Origin of the sequence: Faecalicatena orotica (genome assembly GCF_003149245.1) — a bacterium.
In the GTDB taxonomy this organism is placed as follows: Bacteria; Bacillota; Clostridia; order Lachnospirales; family Lachnospiraceae; genus Faecalicatena_A; species Faecalicatena_A orotica.
In genome coordinates this window covers 94,583-120,217 of the sequence record NZ_QGDL01000009.1, presented here as the reverse complement: position 1 = coordinate 120,217, position 25,635 = coordinate 94,583, and the positions used below count along the sequence as shown (strand labels likewise).

Sequence of the window (25,635 nt, the reverse complement as noted above, 5' to 3'; positions counted from 1 at the left end):
TAATGTGTTACTGTTCGATTCATCACGGAGGTATTGAATATGAAAGTCGTTGCAGCAATTGATTCATTAAAAGGAAGTCTGAGTTCTATGGAGGCAGGGCTTGCAGCCCGCGAGGGGATTCTCCGCGCCCATCCTGAAACGCAGGTTGTCGTAAAGCCTCTGGCAGACGGCGGGGAAGGTACCGTTGATGCTTTGATTGAAGGGATGGGAGGCGAACGGATCGACCTCACCGTGACAGGACCGCTCGGTGAACCAGTCCCAGCTTATTATGGATATCTGAAAGAAACTGACACCGCAATCATGGAGATGGCCTCGGCGGCCGGAATCACGCTTGTGTCAGGGAAAGAAAAAAATCCGCTTGCCGCTACAACTTACGGCGTCGGGGAAATGATCCGTGACGCGGCACAAAAAGGGTGCCGGAACTTCATCATCGGCATCGGCGGGAGCGCCACCAATGATGGTGGAATTGGAATGCTGCAGGCTCTGGGGTATTTATTCATAGATCAGGACGGGCAGGATGTCGGACAGGGTGCACAGGCTCTCGGACGGATTGCTGCAGTCTGCACCAGCAATGCTTACCCGAAACTGTCTGAATGCCGTTTTCAGGTTGCCTGTGACGTAACCAACCCCCTCTGCGGGGAAAATGGCGCCACTTACATATACGGCCCCCAGAAAGGGGTCACGGATGACATGAAGGCACAGTTGGATGCAGATATGGCCAGCTACGCAGAGGTGACAAAAGAAACACTCGGGAACGATTTTGCAGAAGCGGAAGGGGCTGGCGCTGCCGGCGGGCTTGGCTTCGCGCTGCTCAGTTACCTGCATGCCGAACTCACACCGGGAATTGACCTGATTCTGGATGCGGTCGGTCTGGAGGACGAACTTAAAGATGCCGATATTGTCGTAACCGGAGAAGGCCGTCTGGACCATCAGACAGCGATGGGGAAGGCTCCAGTCGGCGTGGCAAAACTGGCGAAGAAACATGGGGCGAAAGTTCTCGCATTTGCAGGCAGCGTCACGAAAGGTGCACGGGTGTGCAATGAATCCGGGATTGATGCATTCTTCCCTATCGTGCGGGGAGTCACAACACTGGAGGAGGCAATGGCACCGGAACACGCGCGGGAAAATATGGCTGACAGCGTGGAGCAGGTGTTCCGGCTGCTGTGATTATAAATACTTCACCGCAACCATAGCAATCCCCAGAATAGACAGTACAACGCCTGTCGCCCTGTTCAATGTCTTGGCTGGTGCTTTGTTTGCAAATCTCGCGGCAACCCTCGCACCGGCCAGTGTGAAGAGAACACATAGTACCAGCGCCGGCATGTCTGGCAGGCTTCCGCTGATGGAGAAATGTGACACAGCTCCTGTAAATGCCGTAAACGACATGATAAACACACTTGTTCCGACGGCTGTCTTTAATTCATACCCCAGCACGCTGGTCAGCATGAGAAGCATCATCATTCCGCCGCCTGCTCCGATAAACCCACAGATAAACCCGATTGCAATCCCACACAATATGGACTGTATAATCTTAGTTTTCTTATCTTTTTCCTCCTGTTTATCCTTGGTCGTCATAACCGGGCGCACAATGAATTTAATTCCCAGAATTAGTGTCATAAATACCGAGAACCCTCCCATCGTCGTATTCGGAAGCAGAGAGGCAATATAACTTCCTGCCATCGTAAATAGCAGTACAGTACAGAGCATCACGATCCCGTTCCTGATATCCAGATTTTTATGTTTCCCGTATGTATACGCAGAAACCGCCGATGCCAGCACATCAGATGCCAGCGCAATTCCTACCGCTTCATATGCATCGAAACCCAAAAACGTAATCAGCATCGGGGAAATAACCGCCGCTGCGGACAATCCCGCAAGGCCAGTCCCAATTCCGGCGCCCATGCCGGCTGCCAGACATACAAGTATCTTCGCAATCATCTTAATCTTCACCTCGTTTATCTTTTTCCATGTTTTCCATCATCTTGCGCAGGATATTTTCAAAGGTTTGCTTTTCTTCCTCAGTTACTCCCTCAAAAATAACTCCCATGACTTCTTCCTGCGCCTTTCTGGCCTTCGCTGCCACTTTAGCCGCACCATCCACTATGGTCAGATGCGCCACCCTCCGGTCCGACGCATCCTCTTCCACCGCCAGATATCCCCGCTTCACCAACAGGTCAACAGCCTTGGATACATAGGACTTTGCAATATGCCTGAACTCTACAATTTCCTTCGCTGTGTCATACTGTGGATTGTTATAGAGGAAAAGCAGGACATCAATTTCTACCTTTGTCATATCATATGCAGATGCAATCTCGCTCAGCTTGCTCCCATATACTTTCTGGAACTGGTTTGTAATTGTCAAAAACTCAATAGTTGTCAGCATCTATGGCACCTCACTCTTTCTTAGACATATCGTTGCAGACCGCATAAATCGGATTTATTCCAATCCATCCAGAATATATAGTTCATTAAAGAACTGTTCTTCAATGAACTATTTTAACATATAAAACCAGAATGTCAAGCATTTCCTAAGACATACTTTTTCGAAATTAGGGAAATACTAGATACATAAGATAAAGGAGGTGCAAAATGGATAATTATACGAATATGCCCGGCCGTACCAACCCTGCACGTACAATAGACCCGGGTAAGCAGGAAAAGAATATAGAAATCCCCCTTGCTCCGGAAACAAATGCTACGAACGTTATCCCGGATGAAGTCCCGAGACGGGATGGTCCCGGCGGGGAGTAATGTATACCCAAAAGGCCGCAGTCCCTTATCATTGGGTCTGCGGCCTTATATCTGTTATTTATCAAGTTCATAAAACTGTGCATTCACATCTGTGGATGTGAATTCTTTATCGGTCATGAATTCAAATTTTGCTTTACTTCCCGGAGCAAAATTTTCCACATGTGAGTATGTCGTCTCAATAATTACGCCATCCGCATCAAGCAGGTTAATTGTTAAAGACAAGGATTTAAATCCTAATCCCGTGGTATTTTCTACCACAGCGGAACAAGTCTTCAATCCAAACTCATCACTTTCTGTTGTAAACTGAATGCCTTTTATAAATTCTTCAACAGTGCTTTTTTCTGTCTGATCTTCTGTAACAAGCTGTGCATTTGTGAGGAGATCATCGAGTGTACTCTGATATTTTTCAGAAACTTTTAAATCATAATCCTCTTTAAACTGAGCAATTAACTGCGTTCTTGAATCATAAGCCGTCTGCCAAAGTTCAGAAAATTTTGCATAATCAACTGTAACGTACTTCAATGCCTCTTCCTGATCTTTTAAACAATTAATATATTGGATCGCAAGTTCTTTTAACTTACTGTTTTCAAACTTTTCATCCTCGTACTTTTGTAAAATATCTAATTCAGCCTTTGTCCATTTGGAAAATAATTCTTTTTGTTTGTCCGTACCTTCTTCATAGCTATTTTGATCTTGCTCGTTCATTGCCCATCTTGTTTCTAAAGCTTTGGACAAATCCACCATAAAATCTTCGTCTGCGTATTTTATCTCTTCCGGGGCATCTGCATCTTTTGTGCTACACCCTACCATCATACCAATTGATAAACAGATTACTAATAATAAGCTTAATACCTTTTTCATATGCTTTTCCTCCTTTAACATATATTATCAATCATTATACCGTATGCAGACATAACATTCAATAATTTACTTTTATTGACATTATTTATTGCTCCTTTTCCACTGATGTCCACCTCCTGAGGGCATCAAAAAAGGCCGTCCCTTTGCTAGGTTTGCGGCCTTTTCTCGCAAAGCTGGAAATCGGACTTGAACCGACGACCCCCTCATTACGAGTGAGGTGCTCTACCGACTGAGCTATTCCAGCTTATGGTCCGTCAGACGAACCTTGATTATTATATCTCTTTTCAGCAATAATTTCAACAGTTTTTTTACTTTTTTCTTTTAGAATCCCCACATTTTTCAAATCACCCGGCAAATCTTACATTCACCGCACAGATCTCTGCTTTTGTACCCAGTCTCATGAACAGCCCAAACACGCCCACTCCTGAGGTAACAATATTATGCATGTCCCCCTTCCTGAGGTATCCATAAGAATTTTCCCACATAAGGCCCACCGTCAAATTTCCCGGAAATGTCTGTCCGTCATGGGTATGCCCGCACAGGTCCAGATCAACACCGGCCTTTGAAAGCTCGTCCAACTCCTTTGGCTCATGATCGATGACAATGATCGGTTTATCCTTGTCGAAATCTGAAGTAATCTCTTCTGCCGTCCTGCGCACGTCAATCCCCCGTCCGGGACGGTGAAAATCGGGTCTGCCATACAGATAAAAGCTGTCAGCAATCAACAATCCCTTGTCCTTAAGAAGTGTGATTCCGGCTTTTTTAAGAAACTCATCCATACGTGGGTCACTTTCCTTTTTTTCATGTTTGCCGCCGAACGTAAACCCCGCCAGTATCTTTTCCTGAATATCGTGGTTCCCGTAACAGGCATAGGTCCCATATTTACTTTTTATACCCTTTAAAATAGAAATCAGCCTGTCAGGGTCATCCAGAGCCTCATATTCATTGTCGAATATATCTCCTGCGATCACGACCAAATCCGGTTTCTGTGCATTTATTTTCCGGACCATCTGCTCCATCTCGAGGTGCCCCACATTATATCCCAGATGCAGGTCCGCTGCCAGTACAATCTTAAGTTCATCCAGATTTCCCGCATGTTTATCAATACTGATATCGTAATCCGTGGTTCTGATGATTCGGGCATTTATCGCCCCGCCGATGCACGCAGCAGCCATCAGGATCACACATACCGCCCCAATCACGGCGAATCCCCTTCTTTCACGCAGGATCTTCCATTTCTTATCTGTCTCTTTGTCCCGTCCCCAGTCCTTCCACACGAATATTCTTAAGATCAGCCTGATCAGGTCCGCTGCAAGAATTACAAGCAGGGCATAAAGCATCACGCCAAGCCAGTAATTGCCAATCAGTTTGAGGACTCTCTGCAGATTCCCCGCAGGCATCAGAAAGCCGGTCAGCAGGGCTGTTGCCAAAAGGGTATAAACCACGGCGACACACGCTTTCGCCTTTTTCCCGTGAAAATAGCCGCTGCAGGCACTCATCCACCGCAGCAGCCATCTTAAGATATATAAATTCAGCAGTATATAAACAGGTGATAAATAAACTGCCAGCATTTTCTACTCTGCTCCTTTATTTTCTTCTCCATACATATGAACCGTCAGCTGGTTATAAGGTATCTCAATATTTTCTCTGTCAAAAGTCAGTTTGATTTCTTCCAGAAGCCTCCACCTTGTCGGCCAGTACTCGTCTGTCTTCACCCACGCGCGAAGTCCCAGCATTACGGCACTGTCCCCGAGGGAATCTACAAACACCTTAATATCCTCATCCTGCATAATGGAATCATCATTTAACAGCAGGTCCTCAATCAGGGCTTTTGCCTTTTTCAAGTCCGCATGGTAGGCGATGCCTACCTTCATATCCAGCTGCCGCTCCGGCCTTGCAGTCACGTTCGTCAGACTGCTGTTTGCCAGCGTGCCATTGGGAATCACAATCGTCTTATTATCAACCGTAGACAGCTTAGTATAGAAAATCTGAATCTCTTTTACTGTTCCCTCATTCTTACCTGTGTTTTCAATGATATAGTCTCCTACCACAAATGGCTTCAACAGCAAAATCAGGACGCCGCCCGCAAAGTTTGACAGACTTCCCTGAAGGGCAAGGCCTATAGCAACACCACCGGATGCGAGCAGTGCGGCAACCGATGAGGACTCTACCCCGAGTTTCGTCGCTATGGTGAAAATCAGCAGCACATACAGGCTGGCTTTCAAAAGGGAATCCACGAACTGGATCACGCCTTTATCCGCACTCGTCCTCTCCAGAGAATGCCGCACAAGCTTCTGTATCCAGCGGATGACAACGCGCCCGATGAAGAAAAATACAAGCGCAAGTAAAACCTTAATTCCAAAACCAATCAGCCCCGGAAGATGATCCTGAAAGTACTGTGACATTCTGCTTACTTCCTGCGTGACTTCTGTCGTCACTTCTTCTGCAGATTTAAAATCTGATGCCGCTAATATCATTTCTTATGCCTCCTCCTTCAATGCAAGAAACGCACACAAGTTTCCTCTTTTGTCCCCTGTCGTCCTGTGGGAATACAGAATATCGCTGTTACAGTGAGTACACAGGTTTGTCACGGCTATATGTTCTTTATGAATTCCTGCCTCCAAAAAAACAAGTTCATTCGCCTTCCAGAGGTCCAGTTGGTACTTCCCGTTTTCTTTTTTATAAAACAATTCGGGCCAGTCTTTTTCTGCAAAATGTTCCCGGAACTGGACGATCACATCTTCACTGACCTCATAGCAGTCCTGACAGATGGAAGGTCCCACCGCCGCAAGGATATCAGCCGGCGAGCAGCCGTACTGCTCCTGCATTAGTTCCACGGTCCTCCTTCCGATCTTTCCGACAGTTCCCCGCCATCCGGAATGGCTCAGGCCAATCACCTTCTTTACCGGGTCCAGAAAATAAAGGGGGACACAGTCTGCAAAAAATGTGACAAGACAGATTCCCGGAACATTGGTCACAAGCCCGTCGACATCCGCATAACTCCGCGGGCGCACAATCCCCATCCCGCGGTCCTGATCCGTCACAACACGGACATTGGTCGTATGGGTCTGCTGTGTAAAAACCATATCTTCACACCTCACCCCGAGCGCATTCCCCATCCTGCGGAAATTCTCCCGCACGGCTTCTTCCCTGTCCCCGCGAGTAAAGCTTAAATTCAGTGAAGAATAGCAGCCTTCACTGACTCCGCCCAGACGCGTCGAGAAACCATGTCTTACAATCCCCGTATTTTGAAACAACGGATATTCCAAATAAGGAGTATCCGTCTCAATCTCTCTGAAAATCTGTTCCTGATTCTTATAATGAAGTCCTAAACTCATAAAAAATCCTTTCACTTTTCATTCTATATGCAAATAACGGCTTTATCCCTCAAAAGCATTCCGGATATGCGTAACCTTACCGCCTTCAATACCGATTACATCGAATCTGCACGGAATCCCGTCAATCCTGTGTACCGAAAGATAATGCAGGGCACACTGGTACAGTGTCCTCTGTTTCTTTACACCGACAGCATCCAGCGGACTCCCTTTTCTCCGGTCCCGGCGGAATTTCACTTCACAGAATACCAGATATTCGCCATCTCTGGCTATCAGGTCAATCTCCCCGATACGGCACCTGTAATTATATTCCAGAATTACATATCCCTGCTGTTCCAGATAATAACCTGCCGCCTGTTCATAATCTGTTCCTACTTTTCTGTTGTTTTTTCTAATGCTCTGTTGCATTTTCTGTACCAGACTGCTATCCCTCAGACAACACCCGGCGTTACTGTGTACACCCGCAGGGTGTGCACAGTAGCCACCCAGCCACATCTGCATGAAAAGATCATGCCGGCTGCGGCCGCTCACCCTGTACCCAGAAAACACCACAAACGCTAAACAGATACAAAGTTCTTTATAAATGAACGCCGATGAATCGGTGTTGGTCCCTTTTTTTTCAAAGCCTCGATATGTGCCGCAGAGCCATAGCCCTTATTCTCTGCGAATCCATAATCGGGCAGTATCTCATCATACTCAGCCATCAGTCTGTCTCTTGTCACCTTTGCAATAATACTGGCAGCCGCAATCGATACGCTTTTTGCATCACCCTTTATGATCGGCACCTGCCGTATCGTAATCCCCGGAATGGTCACTGCATCATTGAGCAGCAGTTCCGGTGCAGTGCGTAGTTCCTGCACCGCAATGCGCATGGCTTCATATGTTGCCTGAAGAATGTTGATCTCATCAATTCTGGCCGGACTCACCATCCCGATTCCGGTCGCGATTGCTTTATTCATAATTTCATCATACAGTTCTTCACGCTTTTTTGCTGTTAATTTCTTAGAATCATTCAAATATAATATTTCGCAGTCGTGGGGAAGAATCACTGCCCCTGCCACAACAGGGCCTGCAAGCGGTCCCCTGCCGACCTCGTCAATCCCGCAGATATATGCATACTGGGTATATTTTTTCTCATATTCACGCATTTGCTCAAGGCGCTGGCGCTCCTTTTTAAGCTTTTCTTCCTGCTTTTTATATCTTGCTATCAGATTCTGAACTCCATTCCTTGTATCTTCCCCGTATTTTTCATAGAGGGTGTGGAGTTCTTTCTCTTTTGCCCGCTCAAATTCCCATTTTATCTCACTGATACTGTTACTCATGCTTGATTACACCAAATTTGCTGAAAGGCCAGATCCGTATCCATGCCCTTCCCAGCAGATCCTTCCTGTGCAGTTTGCCCACATTTTCCTGACGGCTGTCCGCGCTGTGGTTTCTGTTATCTCCAAGTACAAAATATTCATCATCACCGAGTGTGATCGGCTCTCCCGCGATTCCGGGATCCAGCATCTCTTCATTACCGTAATGTTCATCCAGTTCCTGCCCGTCAATATAAACCTTGCCGTCCATTACCTGTACAGTCTCACCCGGAAGGCCGATGATTCTCTTAATGTAATATGTATTGTCCTCATACTGATAAGGAAATACAATAATCTCGTACCGCTTCGGGTCTCTAAAACGGAAGGAAATCTTATCCACAATCAGGTTATCCCCGTCTGAAAGTGTCGTTTCCATAGAAGAACCGCTGACACGTGTCCGCTGCCCTACAAATGTAATGATAAGGTAGGTGAGCCCTACAATAATCAGTATATATACAATCCAGCCCAGAAGTTCCCTTAAAATGCTTCTCTCCTGCTCCATATCCTATCCTTCTTTCCAGTATCTCTTCTTATCTTATGCATAATCTTCAGGAAATTCAAGTGTAATTTTTCCCAATCTGCCGTTTCTGAAATCATCCAGCAGGATCTTTGCGGCTTTTTCTGTATCCAGTTCATTGCCCCTTACCAGACAATGGCGGCTTTCGGCAATGGATCTCAGGCATTCAAAATGATCTTCCGCTTCTTCTATCTGATACTTGTCCTTCAAAATTCCAGTGTATTTTTCCTTCAAAAATCCGATCAGCTCCATAGCCAGTTCTTCCGTGTTCAGAATCTCGTCCTTAATAGATCCGATAAATGCAAGGCGGAGTCCGACTGTCTGGTCTTCAAACTTAGGCCAGAGAATCCCCGGTGTATCCAGCAGCTCTACATTTTTATTCAGGCGTATCCACTGCTTTCCCTTCGTCACTCCCGGCTTATTCCCGGTCTTAGTACAGGCCTTTCCTGCCAGTGCATTGATAAACGTAGACTTTCCGACATTCGGTATCCCGACTACCATCGCCCTTACCGGACGGTTCAGGATCCCGCGTTTTCTGTCTCTCTCAATCTTTTCTTTACACGCCTCCTGAATGACGCCTTGTATGGACTTCACCCCTCCGCCTTTTCTGGAATTCACTTTCAGAACAGAATATCCCTTTCCCTTAAAATACTCCGCCCAGGCATCATTCCATTTTTCTTCCGCCAGGTCTGATTTGTTAAGCAGGATTAATCTTGCCTTATTCTTTCCCAGCTCATCTATCTCCGGATTTCTGCTGCTCACCGGAATCCGCGCGTCGACCAGTTCGATCACTAGGTCGATCAGCTTTATATTCTCCTGCATCATGCGTTTGGCCTTCGTCATATGACCCGGGTACCATTGAAAATGCATGTTATTTCCTCCTTTATCTCTTCACGAAGCCGAAATCTGATCCAAAACTTGCTACGAACCAGACCTTGCCATATATCTCACTTCTCTTAACATTCCCGATATCAGCCATACGGCTGTCATCACTGCTTAAATGATTATCTCCCAGGACAAAATATTCTGTCCCGTCCAATATAACAGGCTCTTCCGCGATGCCTGCTTCCTCGATATCCTCTGCGAAAATATGTTCCAGTGTCTCGGTGCCGTTGATATAGATGCTCCCGTCCTTAATCTGCACCGTCTCACCCGGAAGCCCTACAACTCTTTTGATGGAATAATGGGTATTCTCATTTCCGTTGGGCTTAAATGCAATGATATCCCCCCGCTTTGGTTTACTGGCATTATAGATCAGCCGGTTCACCAGAACAACATCCCCGTTCTGCAGAACAGGTTTCATCGAATCCCCAGCATTGCTGACACGCTGTCCAAAAAACCATACAAGCACGAAAGCAATCATACAGGTAATTGCAATCTGAACCGTCCAGTTCACGACTGCAGCCGCTTTCTGTCGCTGAGCCTTAGTCTTTTCCTTACGGAAACGCAGCTGCGGCTTGCCGGTCTCAAACCTGAGCCCCTGCTTTTTCATTTTCTGTTTTTTTCTTGCCTGCTTCCGGCGCCTCTTACGAAAATTCAAATCCTGCATATATTTTCCTCATAATTACATTTATACCTTCTTAAAAGATAAAAGGGACAATATACATGTTGTACTTGTCCCTCTCAATGTTACTATTTTACTAATTCTTTTACCTTAGCTCTCTTACCAACACGGTCTCTTAAGTAGTTCAGTTTAGCTCTTCTTACTTTACCTCTTCTGATTACTTCTACCTTTTCAACGTTTGGTGAGTGTAACGGCCAAGTCTTCTCAACACCGATACCGTTAGAATTCTTTCTAACTGTGAAAGTAGCTCTTGTGCTTCCACCCTGTTTCTTCAGGACTGTTCCTTCAAAAACCTGAATTCTTTCACGGTTACCCTCTTTAATTTTAGCGTATACTTTTACAGTATCACCAACATTAAATTCCGGTGCATTTTCCTTTAACTGCTCTGCTTCGATTTTTCTGATAATATCATTCATTGTGTGACCTCCTTAATATTTAGACGTTCTTAATGCCTGTCAGCAGACTTATCTGGTGTCTGTCGGACCTTTTGCGCATCAGAGGACCATCGCTTTTCATTTCACAACTGTTGTATTCTACCATACTTTCATCGAAGATTCAAGCAGAATTTACTATTTAATTACAGTCCACAAAAATTTTAATATGCATTTCTTCAAAATATCTTTTCATAGAAGAATATCTACAATTAGATAGTATATAGAGATATTATTCGTAAACTATTAGATATAAAATCAGAAAGGCCATTAACGTTATATAGAATATTTTAAGAAAAACAGTGGCTCATATAAGCCACTGCCTCCCCTGTTCAGAATCTTTATTTTCTAACATCATTTCATTTCTCATTGCAGTAATAATCTCTCACATAATTACTGTATTTAAAAGTATTATGTTTAAGCTTCTGCAATTAGTCACAAAAACAAAACCTCATATCTTTTCTTTTAGCTAACGCTTACGGAAACTTTAATTGCCCCATAAGATACCTTAGTTGTCAGTAGATATTTTGCTGCGTAATAACCATCTGAGTAAAGCGAAGCGTTTCCTGCCACTTCTGCTGCTGAAGACGCTGTTTGTGTTTGTCTTACATAATATGAACTTCCAGCAGAAAAATAAGCATATTGCCCTCCCCATAAAGGATTTGCCGCTGACAAATTATGGATTTGGCTATAATTTGTTCCTAACGCAGTATATAGCGTATAAGTATATCCAAATGCAGCCGCTCCTGATGAGTAATATGATCTGTATGAAGATGCAAGAACTTCATACCCTGCTCCTAGGCCTACTGCTAATGACATTTCACCAGTTTTTTCATATCCATATGCTCCATAAGAACCATTATCATAAATGTTTAGCCAGCATTCACCCGTCTCATATTCTGCACTATAGGTTTCCATTACTTGTGGTGTATTTTCAGAAAAGGTTCTTTTACCAGATTTATCTTTATACCCCTCAACAAATCCATTTTCCTTTATTGGAATATCAGGAAATAATTCTTTTAATTTGGAATACGATATACCAACATTATTATCACAATTAATACTAAAATCACTAGCATTAACTGTTATGCTTATTGAAAACGCTAAAATAAATACCAATACAGAACTAAAAATTTTCTTTTTCATACCACTACCTCCGCCAAACTTAATTCTATCTTACTTATCCTTCTTCATTAAATAATAGAATTTCAAATATCATTTTAACACTGTGCAAATCGGAACTATCAGAAATTCTCTTTTCTGCTTCTTTCTGGCTGATTCCCTCGTTCATAAGCTTTGCCACTTCCGTTGCTCTGGCATAATCTTCATTATCGTATAGAATTTTCGTAACCATTTTTTTGTTGGGATCCACATAATATTCCAAATGAATCGTACATGGTAACTTAATCGTTTTTTTATCTCCTACGTAAACCATCGTATCTTCATACTCGGCTATAAATACCAGATTATTGATCCCCTTTACCTTTTCAGTATGACTAAAATTAAATAACAGCCCTTCTTTTGAGTATAAGTCAGCATATCTGCGTCCACTTCTTTTACCGGTTAACCATGTAGGATTTCCATCTGAATCCGTACGAATCTTCCTGTCGTAGAAAAATTCACCTTCCTTTTCATAATAGTTTGCTTCCAGTAATTCAATCTTCCCGGTTGGATCCTCAATAAGTATTTCATGCTGTTGGTATGGTTCATAAACAACATTTCCCTTATAAACCGCTATCATTTTACTCTTACCATTCTCTATTTCATAGTTGGTAACTATATAATCATAATTGCTCTTAAGAAAATCAGCCAAAATATCCGATGCAGTATTTCGTTGCTGACATTTTAATGCATACACAGAAATCAAAGCTATCATTGCTAAAATTGCAACTAATGATACAATTCTTTTATTTCTCAAAATAATCACCTCACACTCCCTATTTTATTATATATTTATTTCATTGGTATCACCTCTTTCTTATCGTATTTGTTTTCTAATTAACTATATCACATTTATAAGAATTCTGTCTATTGACTATTTTTATCTTTTAATTCTGATAATCATTTTATTGTTTTACACACCCACACCATCTATTAATGGCAAATCCGATGCTACATAATCAAACTACAGCATCGGATTTTTCTGTATCTTTCGATTTAGGAGGATATCTGCAATTAAAAAATGGCAGAAACTACTCCAATATTTGCTTCACTTTGTCTATACTGATATTGCAAAGACCGGCAATTTCTTCCGGTGATTTACCCTGCATATATAGCTTGAAGACTTGGCGGGTACGGCGTTCACCTTCCTGTTCTCCCAACTCCTTGCCCCTGCGTAACCCAATCTCTTCTCCAACTTTGCGTCCGATCTCTTCCCCAGCTTTAATTCCTCTCTTTTCAGCGCTGCTGATCTGGGTATTATAATCCTTCAATGCCTTTTCCCTGGCCTCGTATTCCAGCCGTTTCTGCTCGTCAGCACTCAGATTGAGTAATGTATTGTATGCTTCATCGAAATATTCGTTAGTTTTAGCCATATTCTGAAATTCCTCCTTGTTTTTGCTGCTGAAGAACCTCATCCATGCAAGAACATCTTCTCCGGTCTTAACCTCAGGAGGCAGTTTTTTCAGCTCCAGTATCTGAAGTTCCATTTTATCGGAATACAGTTGTGATGTCTGATCATCCCGGAAATGAATCCTGCGGTAACACTTGTTGTCATTCGGAAAATGGATGAAGTCTAAAATACTTACATGGATACACTTCTGCAACTTTTCATAGGACTCGCCTTTACGGATCTGGCTGTCAAACATCTTACTAAGATAGAACAAGGCGCGTTCATCCCAGTATTCAAAGTGTTTGACCTGCATTTCCATGTTCATCTGCGTCCCGTCTTTAAGTTCTTCTGATTTATTATTATCATATCATGAAATACAGATATGTAAAAGACAGGAATACCTTCAAAATGTAGTGTTTTTATTTTTTTCTGCGGTTCTAAATAAGTAATTAATTGGGTAAACCGGCGAACTGCCGATTGAAAAATGAAAGGTGAAAATTGAAAGACACAGAAAAACCCGATACCGCAGCTCAATCATGCAGCATCGGATTCCCCATTTACTATTTGCCCCTCTTCCCTCGTTATGTTACATTTTATGAAAAACAGGTTTCAGGCATCCATAAAGACTTTTATACACCTGATACTGCTCCTGATACCTGCCCGACTGCTCTTCCCTTGGCCGGTAACTCATGCCCGGCCTTACCATCTGTTTTACTGCCTGTTCAATGGTATCGTATATTCCTGCCCCGACAGCAGCCAGAACAGCGCTGCCTAAGCAGCCTGCTTCCTTGCATTCCAGTGTCTCGACCGTCAGCCCGGTAACATCCGCCTTCGTCTGGAGCCACAGGGGTGAACGTGCTCCTCCGCCGGTGGCCCGCAGGCCTTGGATTGGAATCCCTGACTTCCCCATCGTTTCTATATTGAACTTCAGTTCATAACATAAACTGTCCAGAATCCCCTTCAATATATCATGCCGGGTGCTTGAAAGCGTTAATCCCACAATAGCACCTTTGCTTTCCATATCGCACAAAGGTGTCCCGCTGCCGTTAAAATATGGCAGCACTAATATCGGGGAAGGACCATCCGGACATTCTCTGTGCATATGTATAGAAATCCATATTCAAATGCCCAGCCTCCTCCAGTTCCCGGTATCCAAACTGGTCCCTGTACCATTGCTGCAGAATTCCGCCTGTCTGCATGTGTGCAAAGGAGAAATACTGCCCCGGTACAGCATGCACATAACAGGAATAAAAACTGTCACGCATACTCTGGCTTAAGATCGGCTCTGGAAAGGTGACCGACAGTACTTCTGCCGTGCCCGTACTGTCTAATGCCATCCGGGTATCAATTACTCCCGCCCCTAAAGCGCCTGCAGGCTGGTCATGGCAGCCCGCCACTAGCAGCGGCCTGTTATTCAGACCGATCCTGTCTGCCAATTGTGACGATAGCTTTCCTATGACATCTCCTGATTTGACAAGAGGTGAGAGCAGACTCTCTGAAATCCCCATGTTCTCCAGTATTTGCCCCGACCATTTTCCTTCTTCCAGACTATATCCCATCGAGCGGCTTGCCATTGTCAGATCCAGCACTGGTTCTCCGCCCAGTCTTTGAAAGATAAATTCTTCATACGTAATGAATCTCCATGCCTTTTCTGAGATTTCCGGTCTCTCATCCAGAAACCACATGATTTTGGCCATCATGTTAATCGGATGCAGCGGCTGCCCTGTTACTTCATATAACTGCCGCTCGTCAAATTCCTCCCGGTATTTTTCACACTGTTTCTCCGGCCTGTAGTCCATTCCCAGCACCGCCGGGTGCAGTACTTCATAGGACCTATCTACCGGTATCACTGCATCCCCCTGAACACTCAGACTGACTGCGGCGGCATTCTGAATCCCCGCATTTTTTACAGCCTCCTGCATACTCTCTGCTAGCAGACGGAATACCGCATCCGGATTCTGCTCTGCCTGAAAAGGTTCCTTGCAGAACACCGGGTACTCTCTGTAACCGCGTCCTAGTTCTCTGCCCTCCTGATCAAATACCACTGTTTTGCATCCCGTCGTCCCTACATCAAGCCCTAACAGATAAGCCCTGTCCACATGAGTCCCCCCTTTATTGTGCCTGCACGGCAGCACTACACAACAGCTGGTCCTGCATCCGGCGAAGCTGCAACAGTACTGATGTTTCATTTAGTTCCACCATATCATATGTGATCACTTCATCTTTTTGGACATCCACCTTCATCCTTGCGCCCTTTGCAAGTCCAACTGGCAGCATATTCCCCCGTCTTGCCACATCCGCCAGTTCTATGCTGGCACGGTAGCAGTACTCACCAATCGCATCCAGTACTTCTCCCGCCTTCAGATTTTTCTTCGCTATTGTAATACATTCACTGGTCAGGTGGTCCATCGGTTGTCCTGTAGATTCTCCATATACTGCCTCCTGCACCGCTGTTATCGGTGTCTCAATGGAACACAGATGGTAAGGCCGGTATAAGAGGTAATTTGGACCATCCCCCATGTCTCTTTGTACCAGGCCATCAATGATCCTCTGGTTATCTGTTGTGACAACAACAAAGATACCGGGCGCTATATCACCAATCGCGAAATCTACCACGCCCTCTTTTTCCAGTATCCCGCCCTGGCTTTTAAGACTGAATACCTTCGTCAGATCCTTAACATTACATTTTGCACAATGCATTCCCCGGATATCAGGCACAAGTCCCGTTGCATTCGATACCGCGCACATTTCAATCATGGTCTTGGAACCATCAACAAACTCAATCAGCATCCTTGGCGCCATTTTGCGTGCGGCCGCCTTATCGGCCCACTCCTTCATTCCCGGATTTGCATAAAAATCCAGCGGATTATTCTTGCCCTTCCCTGCTGCCACTACCTTGAATCCCAAAGCCTTCGCAAAACGGTATATTTCACAGATAGATCCCGGCTCGTCCCCGGCTGTCAGTGAATAGACAATCCCGGCCTGATCACACAGCTTGCGCAAAATAGGTCCGACTGTAACATCGCATTCTACGTTCATCATCACAATATGCCTTTTATAAAAAATGCATTCCATCGTAACTCTTGCCCCCATCTCCGGGGAACCCGTCGCATCAATCACTACCTGTGTCTGGCATGCCGCAACAGCCATCCGGTAATCCGCAGACGCGACCTTTTTTCCTTCTGAGACCGCTTTCTCAGCAGCTTTCAGGTCATCTGTCACTACAATGTCCCCTGCCTGATAACCTGCCTGCTGATAGCCATCCACTGCAATTGCAGGATCAATATCCACTACAATATCACATGAAATCCCCTTCATTTTACTAATCTGTGCCACAATATCCTTTCCCATCTGGCCGCAGCCAATCAGGCTGACATGGACAGGAGTCCCTTTTGCTTCCAGTTCCAGCAGCTTGCTGTCTATCTCGTACATATTTCTCTCCTTTCTATCCCGCTGATCCTCCCTATGGCTCCAGCCACGGGTCTATCATAACTTTGAGTGCCTGTCCTTTTGTGATCATGTCCATTCCCTCCACCACATCATAAAGCGACACCTTTGCATTGATATATTTTTCTGCATGTATATGCCCGTTTTCAAGTGCCGACAGTGCGTCATACAGCCCGGAAGCCGGATATGAAAAAGCTCCTGTCAGTGTGATTTCCCCATAGTGTATGAGGTTTGAATTCAGGCTGCTGATCTCATTATGTTTCGGCACCCCTCCGTAAATCACTACTCTGCCGCGCTTACGTACCATTTCCAGCGCCTCCTGATGAACCATGACTGAAGGAACCGCACAGATGACAATATCCGCTCCCCTGTTTCCAGTCCTAGATCGTACTTCATCAACCAGTTCTTCCGAACATCTTGCCCCGTCAAGAAGCAGGTCCGGTTGAAAAGACGCCGCCATATCAAGCTTGTCTCTTCCAATCATGATAATCTGCGCCGCCCCTCTGGAACGTGCCACCTCACAATGCAGGCATCCCACGGGACCGTCCCCTATGATGACTACCGTTTCCCCCAATGATACCTGGTTCCTCTCCTGACAGGCAAGAACGGCAGAACAGGTTTCTGCAAAAGCAGCATGCTCATAACTCATACCTTCCGGTATCAGTTCCACGAACCCCCGCTTAAGCACCTCACCGGGGAGCGCTATATATTGCGCATAGCCGCCCGGGTAATGCGTCCCCAGCATCTTATGGTGTTCGCAAAGATTCACAAGCCCCCGTTTGCAATACCAGCAGCTGCCGCAGCTCACATCCGGTGCAAGCGCCACCCTCTGTCCCGTATGGAAAACCTCGGCCTGCTCTCCGGTCTCCACGACTTCCCCCGCTATTTCATGCCCCATAATCTGGTCCCGGATGCCGCCTTTAAGCCCGTTATGAAAATTCCTCACGTCGCTTCCGCAGATCCCACAGGCATATATCTTGATCAAAACACCATCTGCTGGGCAGTCCGGGATGGGTCTTTTCTCAATTTCCATGTGTCCAATATCTTTAAACACCGCCGCATTCATGATTCCTTTCATTTCACATCCCCAGCCTTTCCAAGCAGTCTGTCCCCCACGGCACCGCCCGGGTGGATCACTGCAAATTGTTCTCTTGTATAACCTCTGAGCTGCATCATCGCGATACAAATAGCATCAAACGTAGATATCACGGCCAGCGTACTTGCCGTAGCCAGCATGTTAAATCTGCAGGGTTCCCGCTCAACCTTAATTTGAAGATAAATATCCGCTTCTCTGGCCAGTATGGATTCCGGATTCTCCGAAACGCTGATCAGTACCGCGCCCCTTTTCCTGCACGCCGGTATAAGCCGGACTAATTCCTGCGTATTTCCGCCTTTGCTGATTAAAATCAGCAGGTCCTCCTGAGCAAGTACACCGAGTCCGCCATGCACCGCGTCCGATGGCACAAGAAACAGAGCCGGTCTGTCCACACAGTTTAAGGAATGGGCAATTTTTCTGGCAGCCATAGCCGATGTCCCGCAACCGGACAGAACAATCTTCCCTTTACATTCTTTGATTGCATGTACTGTCTGTAAAACCCCATCGTCGTTTGGCAGTTCCGTCAATTTCTGCAGGGCATCCGCTTCCATGCTGATACACCTGTCTATCTCACAAAGTATCTCTTTGTCATTCATACAAACGCCTCCTGTACTAATTCTTGTTTCTTGTAGCAAGGCTCATCCGCAGAATATCAATATATACAGACAAAACAATGATGATACCTTTAACGATCAGCTGCATATAAGAATTGACACCTGCCAGATTCAATATGTTACTGATTACTCCCATCATCAGACAGCCTATGAGTGTTCCAAATAAAGTACCGCTCCCACCTGTCATAGAGACGCCACCTACAACACAGGACGCAATTGCATCCAATTCCGCACCCTCGCCGATTACCGGCTGTCCGGATCCGAGTCTCGATATCAGGAGGATCCCTGAGAACGCCGACATAAAGCCTGAAATCATATAGACCTGGATGATTGTACGATCAGTATTCACACCTGAATAACGGGCAGCCATCTGATTACCACCCACTGCATAAATCCGTCTTCCAAATTTGGTCTGGTTCAGTACAATCCAGAGAATAACGAAAGCGATAACCATATAGACTGCAGGCAGTGGAAATATTCCCAGATATCCTCCGCCTATGCTGGTGAACAGACCCTTTGAAAATACAACAGGCTTCCCGTTCGTCATCACATAACAGGCCCCCCGAAGTACATTCATAGACGCCAGTGTGGCGATGAATGCGGGGATTCTCATCTTTGTAATCAGGATTCCGTTTATGGCCCCGAATATCAGCGCCACAATTAATGATAATCCTATCGCAAGAAAAGTATGCATCCCGGCCTGTGCGATCAGAATACTCGTCAGGCACCCGCATAATGTCATGAATGATCCGACGGAAAGATCAATATTTCCGGTCAGTATTACATATGTCATGCCAAATGCACAGAGAGCCGTGCATGCATTCGTCCGCAAAACGGTCATCATATTGTTAACAGTTAAAAATCTGGAATTTAATAATGAACTTATGATAAAGATCAGTACAAAAGCAGCCAGTACGCCTCCGTTTATCTTTAAGGCATCCACGACATTCCGCTGCCGGCTGCCTGGTAATTTTTCTTTTTCTTTCATGACATTCCCTCCATTCACTGCAGACCCAGCATATATCTCAGAATCTCCTGCTGATCAAAGCTGCTCCTGTCCCTGTATACTTTACAGATGCTCCCTTCCCGCATTACATATATCTGGTCACTCATATTGATTACCTCAGGCAGTTCCGATGACACCATGATGATGCTTTTTCCCTGATTCGTAAGCTCATCCATCAATGCATAGATTTCTGCCTTTGCGCCGACATCAATCCCTCTGGTCGGTTCATCGAGGATAATAATATCCTTCGATGCAGCCAGCCATTTCCCAAGCACGATTTTCTGCTGGTTGCCTCCCGAAAGATTGATTGCAAGCTGTTGCTGTCCTGATACTTTGATTGCTAATTTATCAATATATTTCTGAGCAATCTCCTCTTCCTTCCGCCTGTTTACCCCCAGATAATTCCACCGGATAAAATGGGGCAAAATCCCTATGCTCAGATTAAACCGTACATTATTACGGAGAATGAGCCCTTCGTGCTTCCGGTCCTCAGGCACAAGGCATATCCCTGCATCCAGAGCCTGTCTGGGATTCTTGAAAAACACTTTTCTGCCGGACAGTTCCAGCTTTCCTGCTCCGGGCGGAACAATCCCTGACAGCATCTCCACCAGTTCCGTCCTGCCCGAACCCACAAGTCCGGCGAACCCGATAATCTCACCCTTACGCAGTTCGAAACTGGCATCCTTTACTTTTCCGTCACTCCGGGTAAGCCCCTCTCCCTTCATAACCACTTCACCGATTTTCCGGCTGCTTCTGGCAAAATACTGTTCCAGATCGTATCCGACCATCATATGTACAAGTTCATCCTGTGTAATGCTTTCTGCCTCAGCAGTTGCCACATTGCTGCCATCCCTGAGTACTGTAATCCGGTCTGCTATCTGGAAAATTTCATCCATACGGTGTGAAATGTACACGATTGTAATCCCCCTGCTTTTCAGCCTGCGTACCAGATCAAAAATCTTATCGACTTCTTTTTGTGACACAGATGCAGTGGGCTCATCCATCACCAGTATGCGGACCTGCTTATTAATCGCCTTTGCAATCTCCAGCATCTGCTTTTGGGCCGTACTCAGTGTAAACACCCGGTTATAGGCATGAAAACCTGCATTCAGAGACTGAAGGATTTCTTCACATTCCCCGAATATTTTCTTCTTATCAATGAACCCCGCCCTGTTCGCCGGTTCCATTCCCATAAAGATGTTATCGGCCACTGTCAGTTGTTCTGCCAGCACCAATTCCTGATGTATTACACTAATTCCCAGCTTCATGGATTCGCCCGGTGTCCTGATATCCACTTTTCGTCCATCGAGCTCAATACTGCCGCTGTCGATCGGATAGATTCCGCCAAGGCATTTGATCAATGTGGATTTCCCAGCCCCATTCTCTCCCAGCAGCGCATGAACCTCCCCTTTACGCAGTTCCATGCTGACTCCCTTCAAAGCCTTTACTCCGGGAAAGGATTTTGTAATGTCTTTCATCCTTAAAATGATTTCTTCCATAAGCCCATCCTTTTCATTCGTGAGTCTTCTAATATAAGAGCGCACTAACACTGCTGCTGTGCGCTCTTTACATGCCGCCTATTTCTCGTAGTAATCATCCACATTAGAAGCATCTACATAAATAACGTCTACATAGGTCAGCCAGTCATGGTCGATCTTCCCGCCGCCAAGGACAGTATAAACATCCTCCGTCGCAATCCTTGCCAGTTCATCCGGCTGCTGACGCGCTGTTCCTGTATAGTCTCCGTCCACGATACAAGCATATTCATCCTGAGAACCATCCACGCCATATATCAGGCATCCGCCGTCCGGCCCGCAGTCTACGCCTGCTGATTCGAGGCCACGCATAAATGCGATGGAAATGGGACCTCCGCCTCCAAACACACAGGAAATCTCATCGTATTTTGCCGCCCAGGATTCTGCAACCGCCATCTCTGCCTCCTGTGTTACAGGCGTCGGCTGTGTTCCTTCCAGAACAGTGATATTGTCATGTTTTGCTATTGTATCAAGGAATCCCTGCACACGTGTCGTTACAGCCTCATTTTCCTCATAAATCATATGGCAGACCGTACCGTCTTTGCCATCCAGCCTTTTAATAAAGTCCTCTGCACAGAGCACGCCTGCACCGTAATTATCAGATACCGTCTGAGATACAAGGACGCCTTCGCTCTCTTCAATATCAAGCAGTACATCAGCCGCGGAGATTACAACACCCTTCCCTGCTGCTTCCCTCAACGCCTCTACCGGCGCAGTTGCATTTGGGGATTCCATGACAATACCGTCCACACCCGCTGCCATCAGGTCGTCAATACATTGAAGGAGCGTCTCAGAATCATCATTTGCAGCCAGCACAATTGCCGTATCACCTTTTGACTCTACAATCTCTTTAAACTTCTCGGCAAAAGCAATACAATGTGTATTAGCATCGTTAATGATGACACAGCCAATCGTATATCCGTCCGTCTTTTCACCGTCTGCTGTATCTTCTGTTGACTTATCCGCTTCTTTTGGTTCATCAGATGACGAATTTCCGCACGCTGCCAATGACAAAACCATGAGTCCCGTTATGATCCATGCAATTATTTTTCTCTTCATACCTTTTTCCCTCCACTTTCTATTATCAGATACCCCTGATTGCAATCACTCTGGCAGCACATGAATCAACCCGTTTCATCCGTAATGGCAGAACAAATAAGGTTACCCGCTCCTCTTTTACTGACTCCAGATTTGTAAGTGATTCGATGATTGCCGTATTATTTTCAAAACAATTTGTGTGGTTTGGCTGGCGGTCATCATCAGGCACCTCGATACCTGACGCATCCGTACCAATAACCGGCGGATTAAATTTTTCCAGAAGCCAGAGGATCGCTTCTTTCTCTACATGTGGAAAAGGTTCCCAGTCCGGATCATGGAATTTTTTATCAAATCCGGTGTAAAAAAGTATCATGTCGCCCGGCTCAAGCTGATCTTCATATCTTTTTATCTCTTCCAGAGTAATGAATTCCCCGGCTTTTTTCCCTGTACAATCCATGACAAACGCTTCACCCACCAAACGTTCAACAGGATACTGTGCGCAGTCCGGCCCGTCAAATTTATGATGGAAAGGCACCTCCACATGTGTGCCGACATGAGAATGCATTTTTACTTCACTCTCTATGTACCACACATCTTTTGCATGCGCACGGGCATTTCCGTTCGGATCCAGTTCTACCACATCACGATAAGAAGATTCAAAGGGGAAATTCTCTTTCCCAGATTCTAAAACATGGTTCAGTTCTACAATATCCTCTCTTTTTACTTTCATAATATCCTCCTTTTCTTTTTTATTATTTTGTACAGGTTTTGCTTTCTTTTTTATTCGAAACCTTTTCTCCTGTTAGGCAAATCATAGCACATGGATTTTTACTTTTCAATACATATTTTCATTTTTATTTATAAAAAGTGAAAATGAAAGCATTTTCTACATTTTGTACAAAATCAGGGTTCAAATTCTGTTTATTCTGCCACCATACATTTTCACCCGGTTCATTTTCTTCAGATTTATGCCAATACCACATTGTCATTTCCCCCAATATATGGTAGAATGCACTTAACCTTACAAGAACTCACGCAAAGGTAAAATTAACTGTGGAGGCGGAAAGATTTGATTACCAAAAACAGGCCAACCAATAAAGAAAGCAAAGAAATATCACACGCTTGTCTCATTAAATTTCATTTTATTTATGACAATCTGAAATCAGCAGAACGAAAAGCCGCTGATTTTTGTCTGAGTAACCCTTCTGATGTAGCTACTCTGACTATCAGCGAGGTTGCTGAACGGAGCGGCTGCAGCGAGGCCACCCTTGTGCGTCTGGCGCGCCGTCTTGGATATACTGGATACCCTGAATTACGAGCCAGCATCCGTGCGAAAGAATATGAAGATATCTTCCATTATATCGGCATCTCAGCATCAGACGGTCTTGAGACAATCGCATCCAGTGTCTTCAATTCCTGTGTACTATATCTTCAGGATTCCCTGCAGTCCATCGACTATGAAGCGCTGTCCCGGGCAATCGACCAGCTCACCGGGTCAGGGCGGCTTGTATTTGCCGCTTCAGGAGATGCACATTTTATCGCCGCTTCAGCTGCACAGAAGTTCATGCGCATCGGCTATCAGACAACAGCATCTTCTGACTTCGATTCCCAGCTGATCGCACTCTCCCAGATGACTCCGGAAGATGCACTTATCTGTATCTCACATTCCGGGAAGACACGTAATGTCTGCAATCTGGCTAAGGTGGCACGGGAGCATGGCATCCCTGTCATTACAATTACCAATTTCCCCGGTGCCCCGCTGGCAAAGCACTCTGACATCCTTTTACTGACAGCATCTTTTTCTTATGAGGTAATGGATGAGGTGCTGGCTAAGCGTGTGCCTGCATTGTGCCTGCTGGATACCCTGTACCTCTCTGTATTGATGAAGAGACAGGACAGCCTGCAGCCGCTCCTTGACAACGTCAATGAGTACCTTTCTCTCAATAAGCAGTAAGCATCTGTTTGAGCATCTGTTTTAGTTTTATAACCTCTTCCTTTTTATGTTCTTCCTATGTTAGAATGATACTAACAACCTAAGGTACGGCACATAAAAAATAACGTATTAATTGGAGGGATAGCATGTTAAACAGCACGGATATCAGAAAGGTATGCAGTGAGAATGGAATCAGGATGATTGATTTCAAGATGACAGACTTAGACGGGAGATGGCGTCATATTACGATCCCAGTGGAGAGGTTCAACGATGATATTTTTGTATATGGCATTGGATTTGACGGATCTAATTACGGGTATGCTCCGGTCGAAAAGAGTGATATGGTCTTTATCCCGGACCCGGAGACTGCGGTTGTCGATCCGTTCACTGAAATTCCTACATTGACCATGTGTGGCAATGTATGTGTGATCGGCAGGGAGAATACACCGTTTGACCAGTATCCGAGAAACGTCAGCCTGCGGGCAGTTGAGTATATGAAGTCGGAGGGCATCGCAGATGAGATGCTGATCGGACCCGAATTCGAATTTCATTTATTTGACAACGTAAGCTACATGGTGGAACCTCAGAAAACGTCCTTTACCGTAGATACCAGACAGGCATCCTGGAACAGCGGGATCGAAGGGCCCCAAAATGCAGGTTTCCAGGTGCCTAAAGGGGGCGGATACCATATTGCAGCGCCGCACGATATCGCCTACAGCCTAAGAAGTAAGATGTGTATGTACATGCAGGACTGGGGAGTCGATGTCAAATACCATCACCACGAAGTCGGTGGTTCCGGACAGATGGAGATCGAAGTGGAACTCGGCGATATGGTTGATATGGCCGATAAAACTATGATTATCAAGTATATCATCCAGAATGCCGCTGTAAAAGAGGGCAAGACCGCAACATTTATGCCTAAGCCGATCTATGGGGAGGCCGGGAATGGGATGCATGTACATATGCTCCTTATGAAGGACGGCGAACCGGTATTCTATGACGAAAACGGATACTCCGGTTTAAGTGAAACAGCACATTATTTTATCGGGGGACTGCTGAAGCATGTTGCTTCTCTGTGTGCACTGACCAACCCATCCACAAACTCCTTTAAGAGGCTTGTCCCGGGATATGAGGCCCCTGTCACAATTGGGTATGCAACCTCTAACCGGAGTGCGGTCATCCGTATTCCGGCCTACGCTAAGTCTCCGAAGGCAAAACGCTTCGAGCTCAGGAACCCGGACGCGACGGCGAATCCTTATTACGCTTATGCGGCAATCCTGATGGCCGGACTGGACGGCATCAAGAACAAGATTGACCCGTCAGTAAACGGCTGGGGACCTTATGACTGTAACTTATATGAACTTCCTGAGGAAGAAAAGGCAAAGATCCAGTCGCTTCCAAAGACACTGGATGAGGCATTGGACGCTCTGGAGGCTGACCATGATTATCTGACAGCCGGCGGTGTATTCCCCGAGAGACTGATTCAGATCTGGCTGGAACGCAAACGGAAAGAAAGCCTTGAAATTTCACAGATCCCGCATCCGGCGGAATTCGAAAAGTATTATGATTTATAATTTCTGAATAACAAAACAGCAGGG

Annotated in this window: 27 protein-coding genes, 1 tRNA gene and 1 pseudogene; 4 read left to right on the top strand and 25 right to left on the bottom strand. The window is 45.4% G+C overall.

Annotated features, from left to right (window positions below; translation table 11 throughout):
• Positions 1-39 precede the first annotated feature (39 nt).
• The gene (locus A8806_RS15150; RefSeq protein ID WP_109732049.1) at positions 40-1,167 is read left to right on the top strand and encodes a glycerate kinase family protein; all 1,128 of its coding nucleotides are present in this window, start codon (positions 40-42) and stop codon (positions 1,165-1,167) included.
• Here the strand turns inward: A8806_RS15150 and A8806_RS15145 are convergent, their stop codons facing one another.
• Together A8806_RS15145 and A8806_RS15140 are read right to left on the bottom strand one after the other, a co-directional pair.
• Entirely contained in the window at positions 1,168-1,938 is a 771-nt protein-coding gene (locus A8806_RS15145) for a sulfite exporter TauE/SafE family protein (RefSeq protein ID WP_109732048.1), read from the bottom strand.
• Between the two features lies 1 nt (position 1,939).
• Entirely contained in the window at positions 1,940-2,383 is a 444-nt protein-coding gene (locus A8806_RS15140; protein ID WP_109732047.1) for a MarR family winged helix-turn-helix transcriptional regulator, read from the bottom strand.
• A gap of 206 nt (positions 2,384-2,589) precedes the next feature.
• Here A8806_RS15140 and A8806_RS26260 point away from each other — a divergent pair, with 206 nt between their 5' ends.
• Positions 2,590-2,751, top strand: a complete 162-nt coding sequence (locus A8806_RS26260; RefSeq protein WP_181368744.1) for a hypothetical protein — start codon at positions 2,590-2,592, stop codon at positions 2,749-2,751.
• Between the two features lie 54 nt (positions 2,752-2,805).
• Here the strand turns inward: A8806_RS26260 and A8806_RS15135 are convergent, their stop codons facing one another.
• The 23 genes and pseudogenes from A8806_RS15135 to A8806_RS15025 all read right to left on the bottom strand — a co-directional run bounded on the left by A8806_RS15135 (position 2,806) and on the right by A8806_RS15025 (position 22,834).
• Positions 2,806-3,612, bottom strand: a complete 807-nt coding sequence (locus A8806_RS15135) for an FxLYD domain-containing protein (protein ID WP_109732046.1) — start codon at positions 3,610-3,612, stop codon at positions 2,806-2,808.
• A gap of 171 nt (positions 3,613-3,783) precedes the next feature.
• Positions 3,784-3,856: transfer RNA gene (locus tag A8806_RS15130), tRNA-Thr, on the bottom strand.
• Between the two features lie 100 nt (positions 3,857-3,956).
• Positions 3,957-5,183: a metallophosphoesterase gene (locus A8806_RS15125; RefSeq protein WP_109732045.1), complete on the bottom strand. Its 1,227-nt coding sequence runs from the start codon at positions 5,181-5,183 to the stop codon at positions 3,957-3,959.
• A 3-nt stretch (positions 5,184-5,186) separates the two neighbouring features.
• Complete coding sequence (locus tag A8806_RS15120; RefSeq protein ID WP_109732044.1) at positions 5,187-6,089, bottom strand: mechanosensitive ion channel family protein; 903 nt, start codon at positions 6,087-6,089, stop codon at positions 5,187-5,189.
• Between the two features lie 3 nt (positions 6,090-6,092).
• Entirely contained in the window at positions 6,093-6,950 is an 858-nt protein-coding gene (gene pgeF, locus A8806_RS15115) for a peptidoglycan editing factor PgeF (RefSeq protein ID WP_109732043.1), read from the bottom strand.
• 42 nt (positions 6,951-6,992) lie between these two features.
• Positions 6,993-7,355, bottom strand: coding sequence for a YraN family protein (locus tag A8806_RS15110; RefSeq protein ID WP_109732183.1), 363 nt, complete (start codon positions 7,353-7,355; stop codon positions 6,993-6,995).
• 149 nt (positions 7,356-7,504) lie between these two features.
• The gene (locus A8806_RS15105) at positions 7,505-8,269 is read right to left on the bottom strand and encodes a ribonuclease HII (protein ID WP_109732042.1); all 765 of its coding nucleotides are present in this window, start codon (positions 8,267-8,269) and stop codon (positions 7,505-7,507) included.
• The gene (gene lepB / locus A8806_RS15100; protein ID WP_109732041.1) at positions 8,262-8,807 is read right to left on the bottom strand and encodes a signal peptidase I; all 546 of its coding nucleotides are present in this window, start codon (positions 8,805-8,807) and stop codon (positions 8,262-8,264) included. Before lepB (A8806_RS15100) ends, A8806_RS15105 begins: the two co-directional genes overlap by 8 nt.
• A 33-nt stretch (positions 8,808-8,840) precedes the next feature.
• Positions 8,841-9,692 (bottom strand): ribosome biogenesis GTPase YlqF, encoded by an 852-nt coding sequence (ylqF, locus tag A8806_RS15095; protein ID WP_109732040.1) that lies wholly within the window; start codon positions 9,690-9,692, stop codon positions 8,841-8,843.
• A gap of 13 nt (positions 9,693-9,705) precedes the next feature.
• Positions 9,706-10,371, bottom strand: a complete 666-nt coding sequence (lepB, locus tag A8806_RS15090; protein WP_109732039.1) for a signal peptidase I — start codon at positions 10,369-10,371, stop codon at positions 9,706-9,708.
• Between the two features lie 83 nt (positions 10,372-10,454).
• The gene (gene rplS / locus A8806_RS15085; protein ID WP_109732038.1) at positions 10,455-10,802 is read right to left on the bottom strand and encodes a 50S ribosomal protein L19; all 348 of its coding nucleotides are present in this window, start codon (positions 10,800-10,802) and stop codon (positions 10,455-10,457) included.
• 480 nt (positions 10,803-11,282) lie between these two features.
• Entirely contained in the window at positions 11,283-11,963 is a 681-nt protein-coding gene (locus tag A8806_RS15080) for a hypothetical protein (RefSeq protein WP_109732037.1), read from the bottom strand.
• A 34-nt stretch (positions 11,964-11,997) separates the two neighbouring features.
• Entirely contained in the window at positions 11,998-12,735 is a 738-nt protein-coding gene (locus A8806_RS15075) for a hypothetical protein (protein ID WP_146203297.1), read from the bottom strand.
• A 274-nt stretch (positions 12,736-13,009) separates the two neighbouring features.
• Positions 13,010-13,702, bottom strand: a pseudogene (locus A8806_RS15070) (Rpn family recombination-promoting nuclease/putative transposase); the annotation flags it as partial.
• Positions 13,703-13,954: 252 nt separating this feature from the next.
• On the bottom strand, positions 13,955-14,389 hold the full coding sequence (locus tag A8806_RS15065) for a xylulokinase (RefSeq protein WP_242996117.1): 435 nt from the start codon (positions 14,387-14,389) through the stop codon (positions 13,955-13,957).
• A gap of 25 nt (positions 14,390-14,414) precedes the next feature.
• On the bottom strand, positions 14,415-15,467 hold the full coding sequence (locus tag A8806_RS15060; protein WP_181368743.1) for an FGGY-family carbohydrate kinase: 1,053 nt from the start codon (positions 15,465-15,467) through the stop codon (positions 14,415-14,417).
• Positions 15,468-15,480: 13 nt separating this feature from the next.
• Positions 15,481-16,800, bottom strand: a complete 1,320-nt coding sequence (locus A8806_RS15055; RefSeq protein WP_109732033.1) for an NAD(P)H-dependent oxidoreductase — start codon at positions 16,798-16,800, stop codon at positions 15,481-15,483.
• Between the two features lie 31 nt (positions 16,801-16,831).
• Complete coding sequence (locus A8806_RS15050) at positions 16,832-17,893, bottom strand: alcohol dehydrogenase catalytic domain-containing protein (protein ID WP_109732032.1); 1,062 nt, start codon at positions 17,891-17,893, stop codon at positions 16,832-16,834.
• Complete coding sequence (locus A8806_RS15045; RefSeq protein WP_109732031.1) at positions 17,890-18,507, bottom strand: KpsF/GutQ family sugar-phosphate isomerase; 618 nt, start codon at positions 18,505-18,507, stop codon at positions 17,890-17,892. The genes A8806_RS15050 and A8806_RS15045 overlap by 4 nt, the downstream gene beginning before the upstream one ends.
• Positions 18,508-18,523: 16 nt before the next feature.
• Positions 18,524-19,513, bottom strand: a complete 990-nt coding sequence (locus A8806_RS15040) for an ABC transporter permease (protein WP_109732030.1) — start codon at positions 19,511-19,513, stop codon at positions 18,524-18,526.
• Between the two features lie 14 nt (positions 19,514-19,527).
• On the bottom strand, positions 19,528-21,030 hold the full coding sequence (locus A8806_RS15035; RefSeq protein WP_109732029.1) for a sugar ABC transporter ATP-binding protein: 1,503 nt from the start codon (positions 21,028-21,030) through the stop codon (positions 19,528-19,530).
• 78 nt (positions 21,031-21,108) lie between these two features.
• Positions 21,109-22,125, bottom strand: a complete 1,017-nt coding sequence (locus tag A8806_RS15030; RefSeq protein ID WP_109732028.1) for a sugar ABC transporter substrate-binding protein — start codon at positions 22,123-22,125, stop codon at positions 21,109-21,111.
• A 25-nt stretch (positions 22,126-22,150) separates the two neighbouring features.
• Entirely contained in the window at positions 22,151-22,834 is a 684-nt protein-coding gene (locus A8806_RS15025; protein ID WP_109732027.1) for a cyclase family protein, read from the bottom strand.
• Positions 22,835-23,173: 339 nt separating this feature from the next.
• On the opposite strand from A8806_RS15025, the gene A8806_RS15020 reads away from it, so the two are divergent.
• Both A8806_RS15020 and glnA read left to right on the top strand, forming a co-directional pair.
• Complete coding sequence (locus tag A8806_RS15020) at positions 23,174-24,058, top strand: MurR/RpiR family transcriptional regulator (RefSeq protein ID WP_109732026.1); 885 nt, start codon at positions 23,174-23,176, stop codon at positions 24,056-24,058.
• Positions 24,059-24,183: 125 nt separating this feature from the next.
• Positions 24,184-25,611: a type I glutamate--ammonia ligase gene (gene glnA / locus A8806_RS15015; RefSeq protein WP_109732025.1), complete on the top strand. Its 1,428-nt coding sequence runs from the start codon at positions 24,184-24,186 to the stop codon at positions 25,609-25,611.
• The last annotated feature ends 24 nt before the right edge of the window (positions 25,612-25,635 follow it).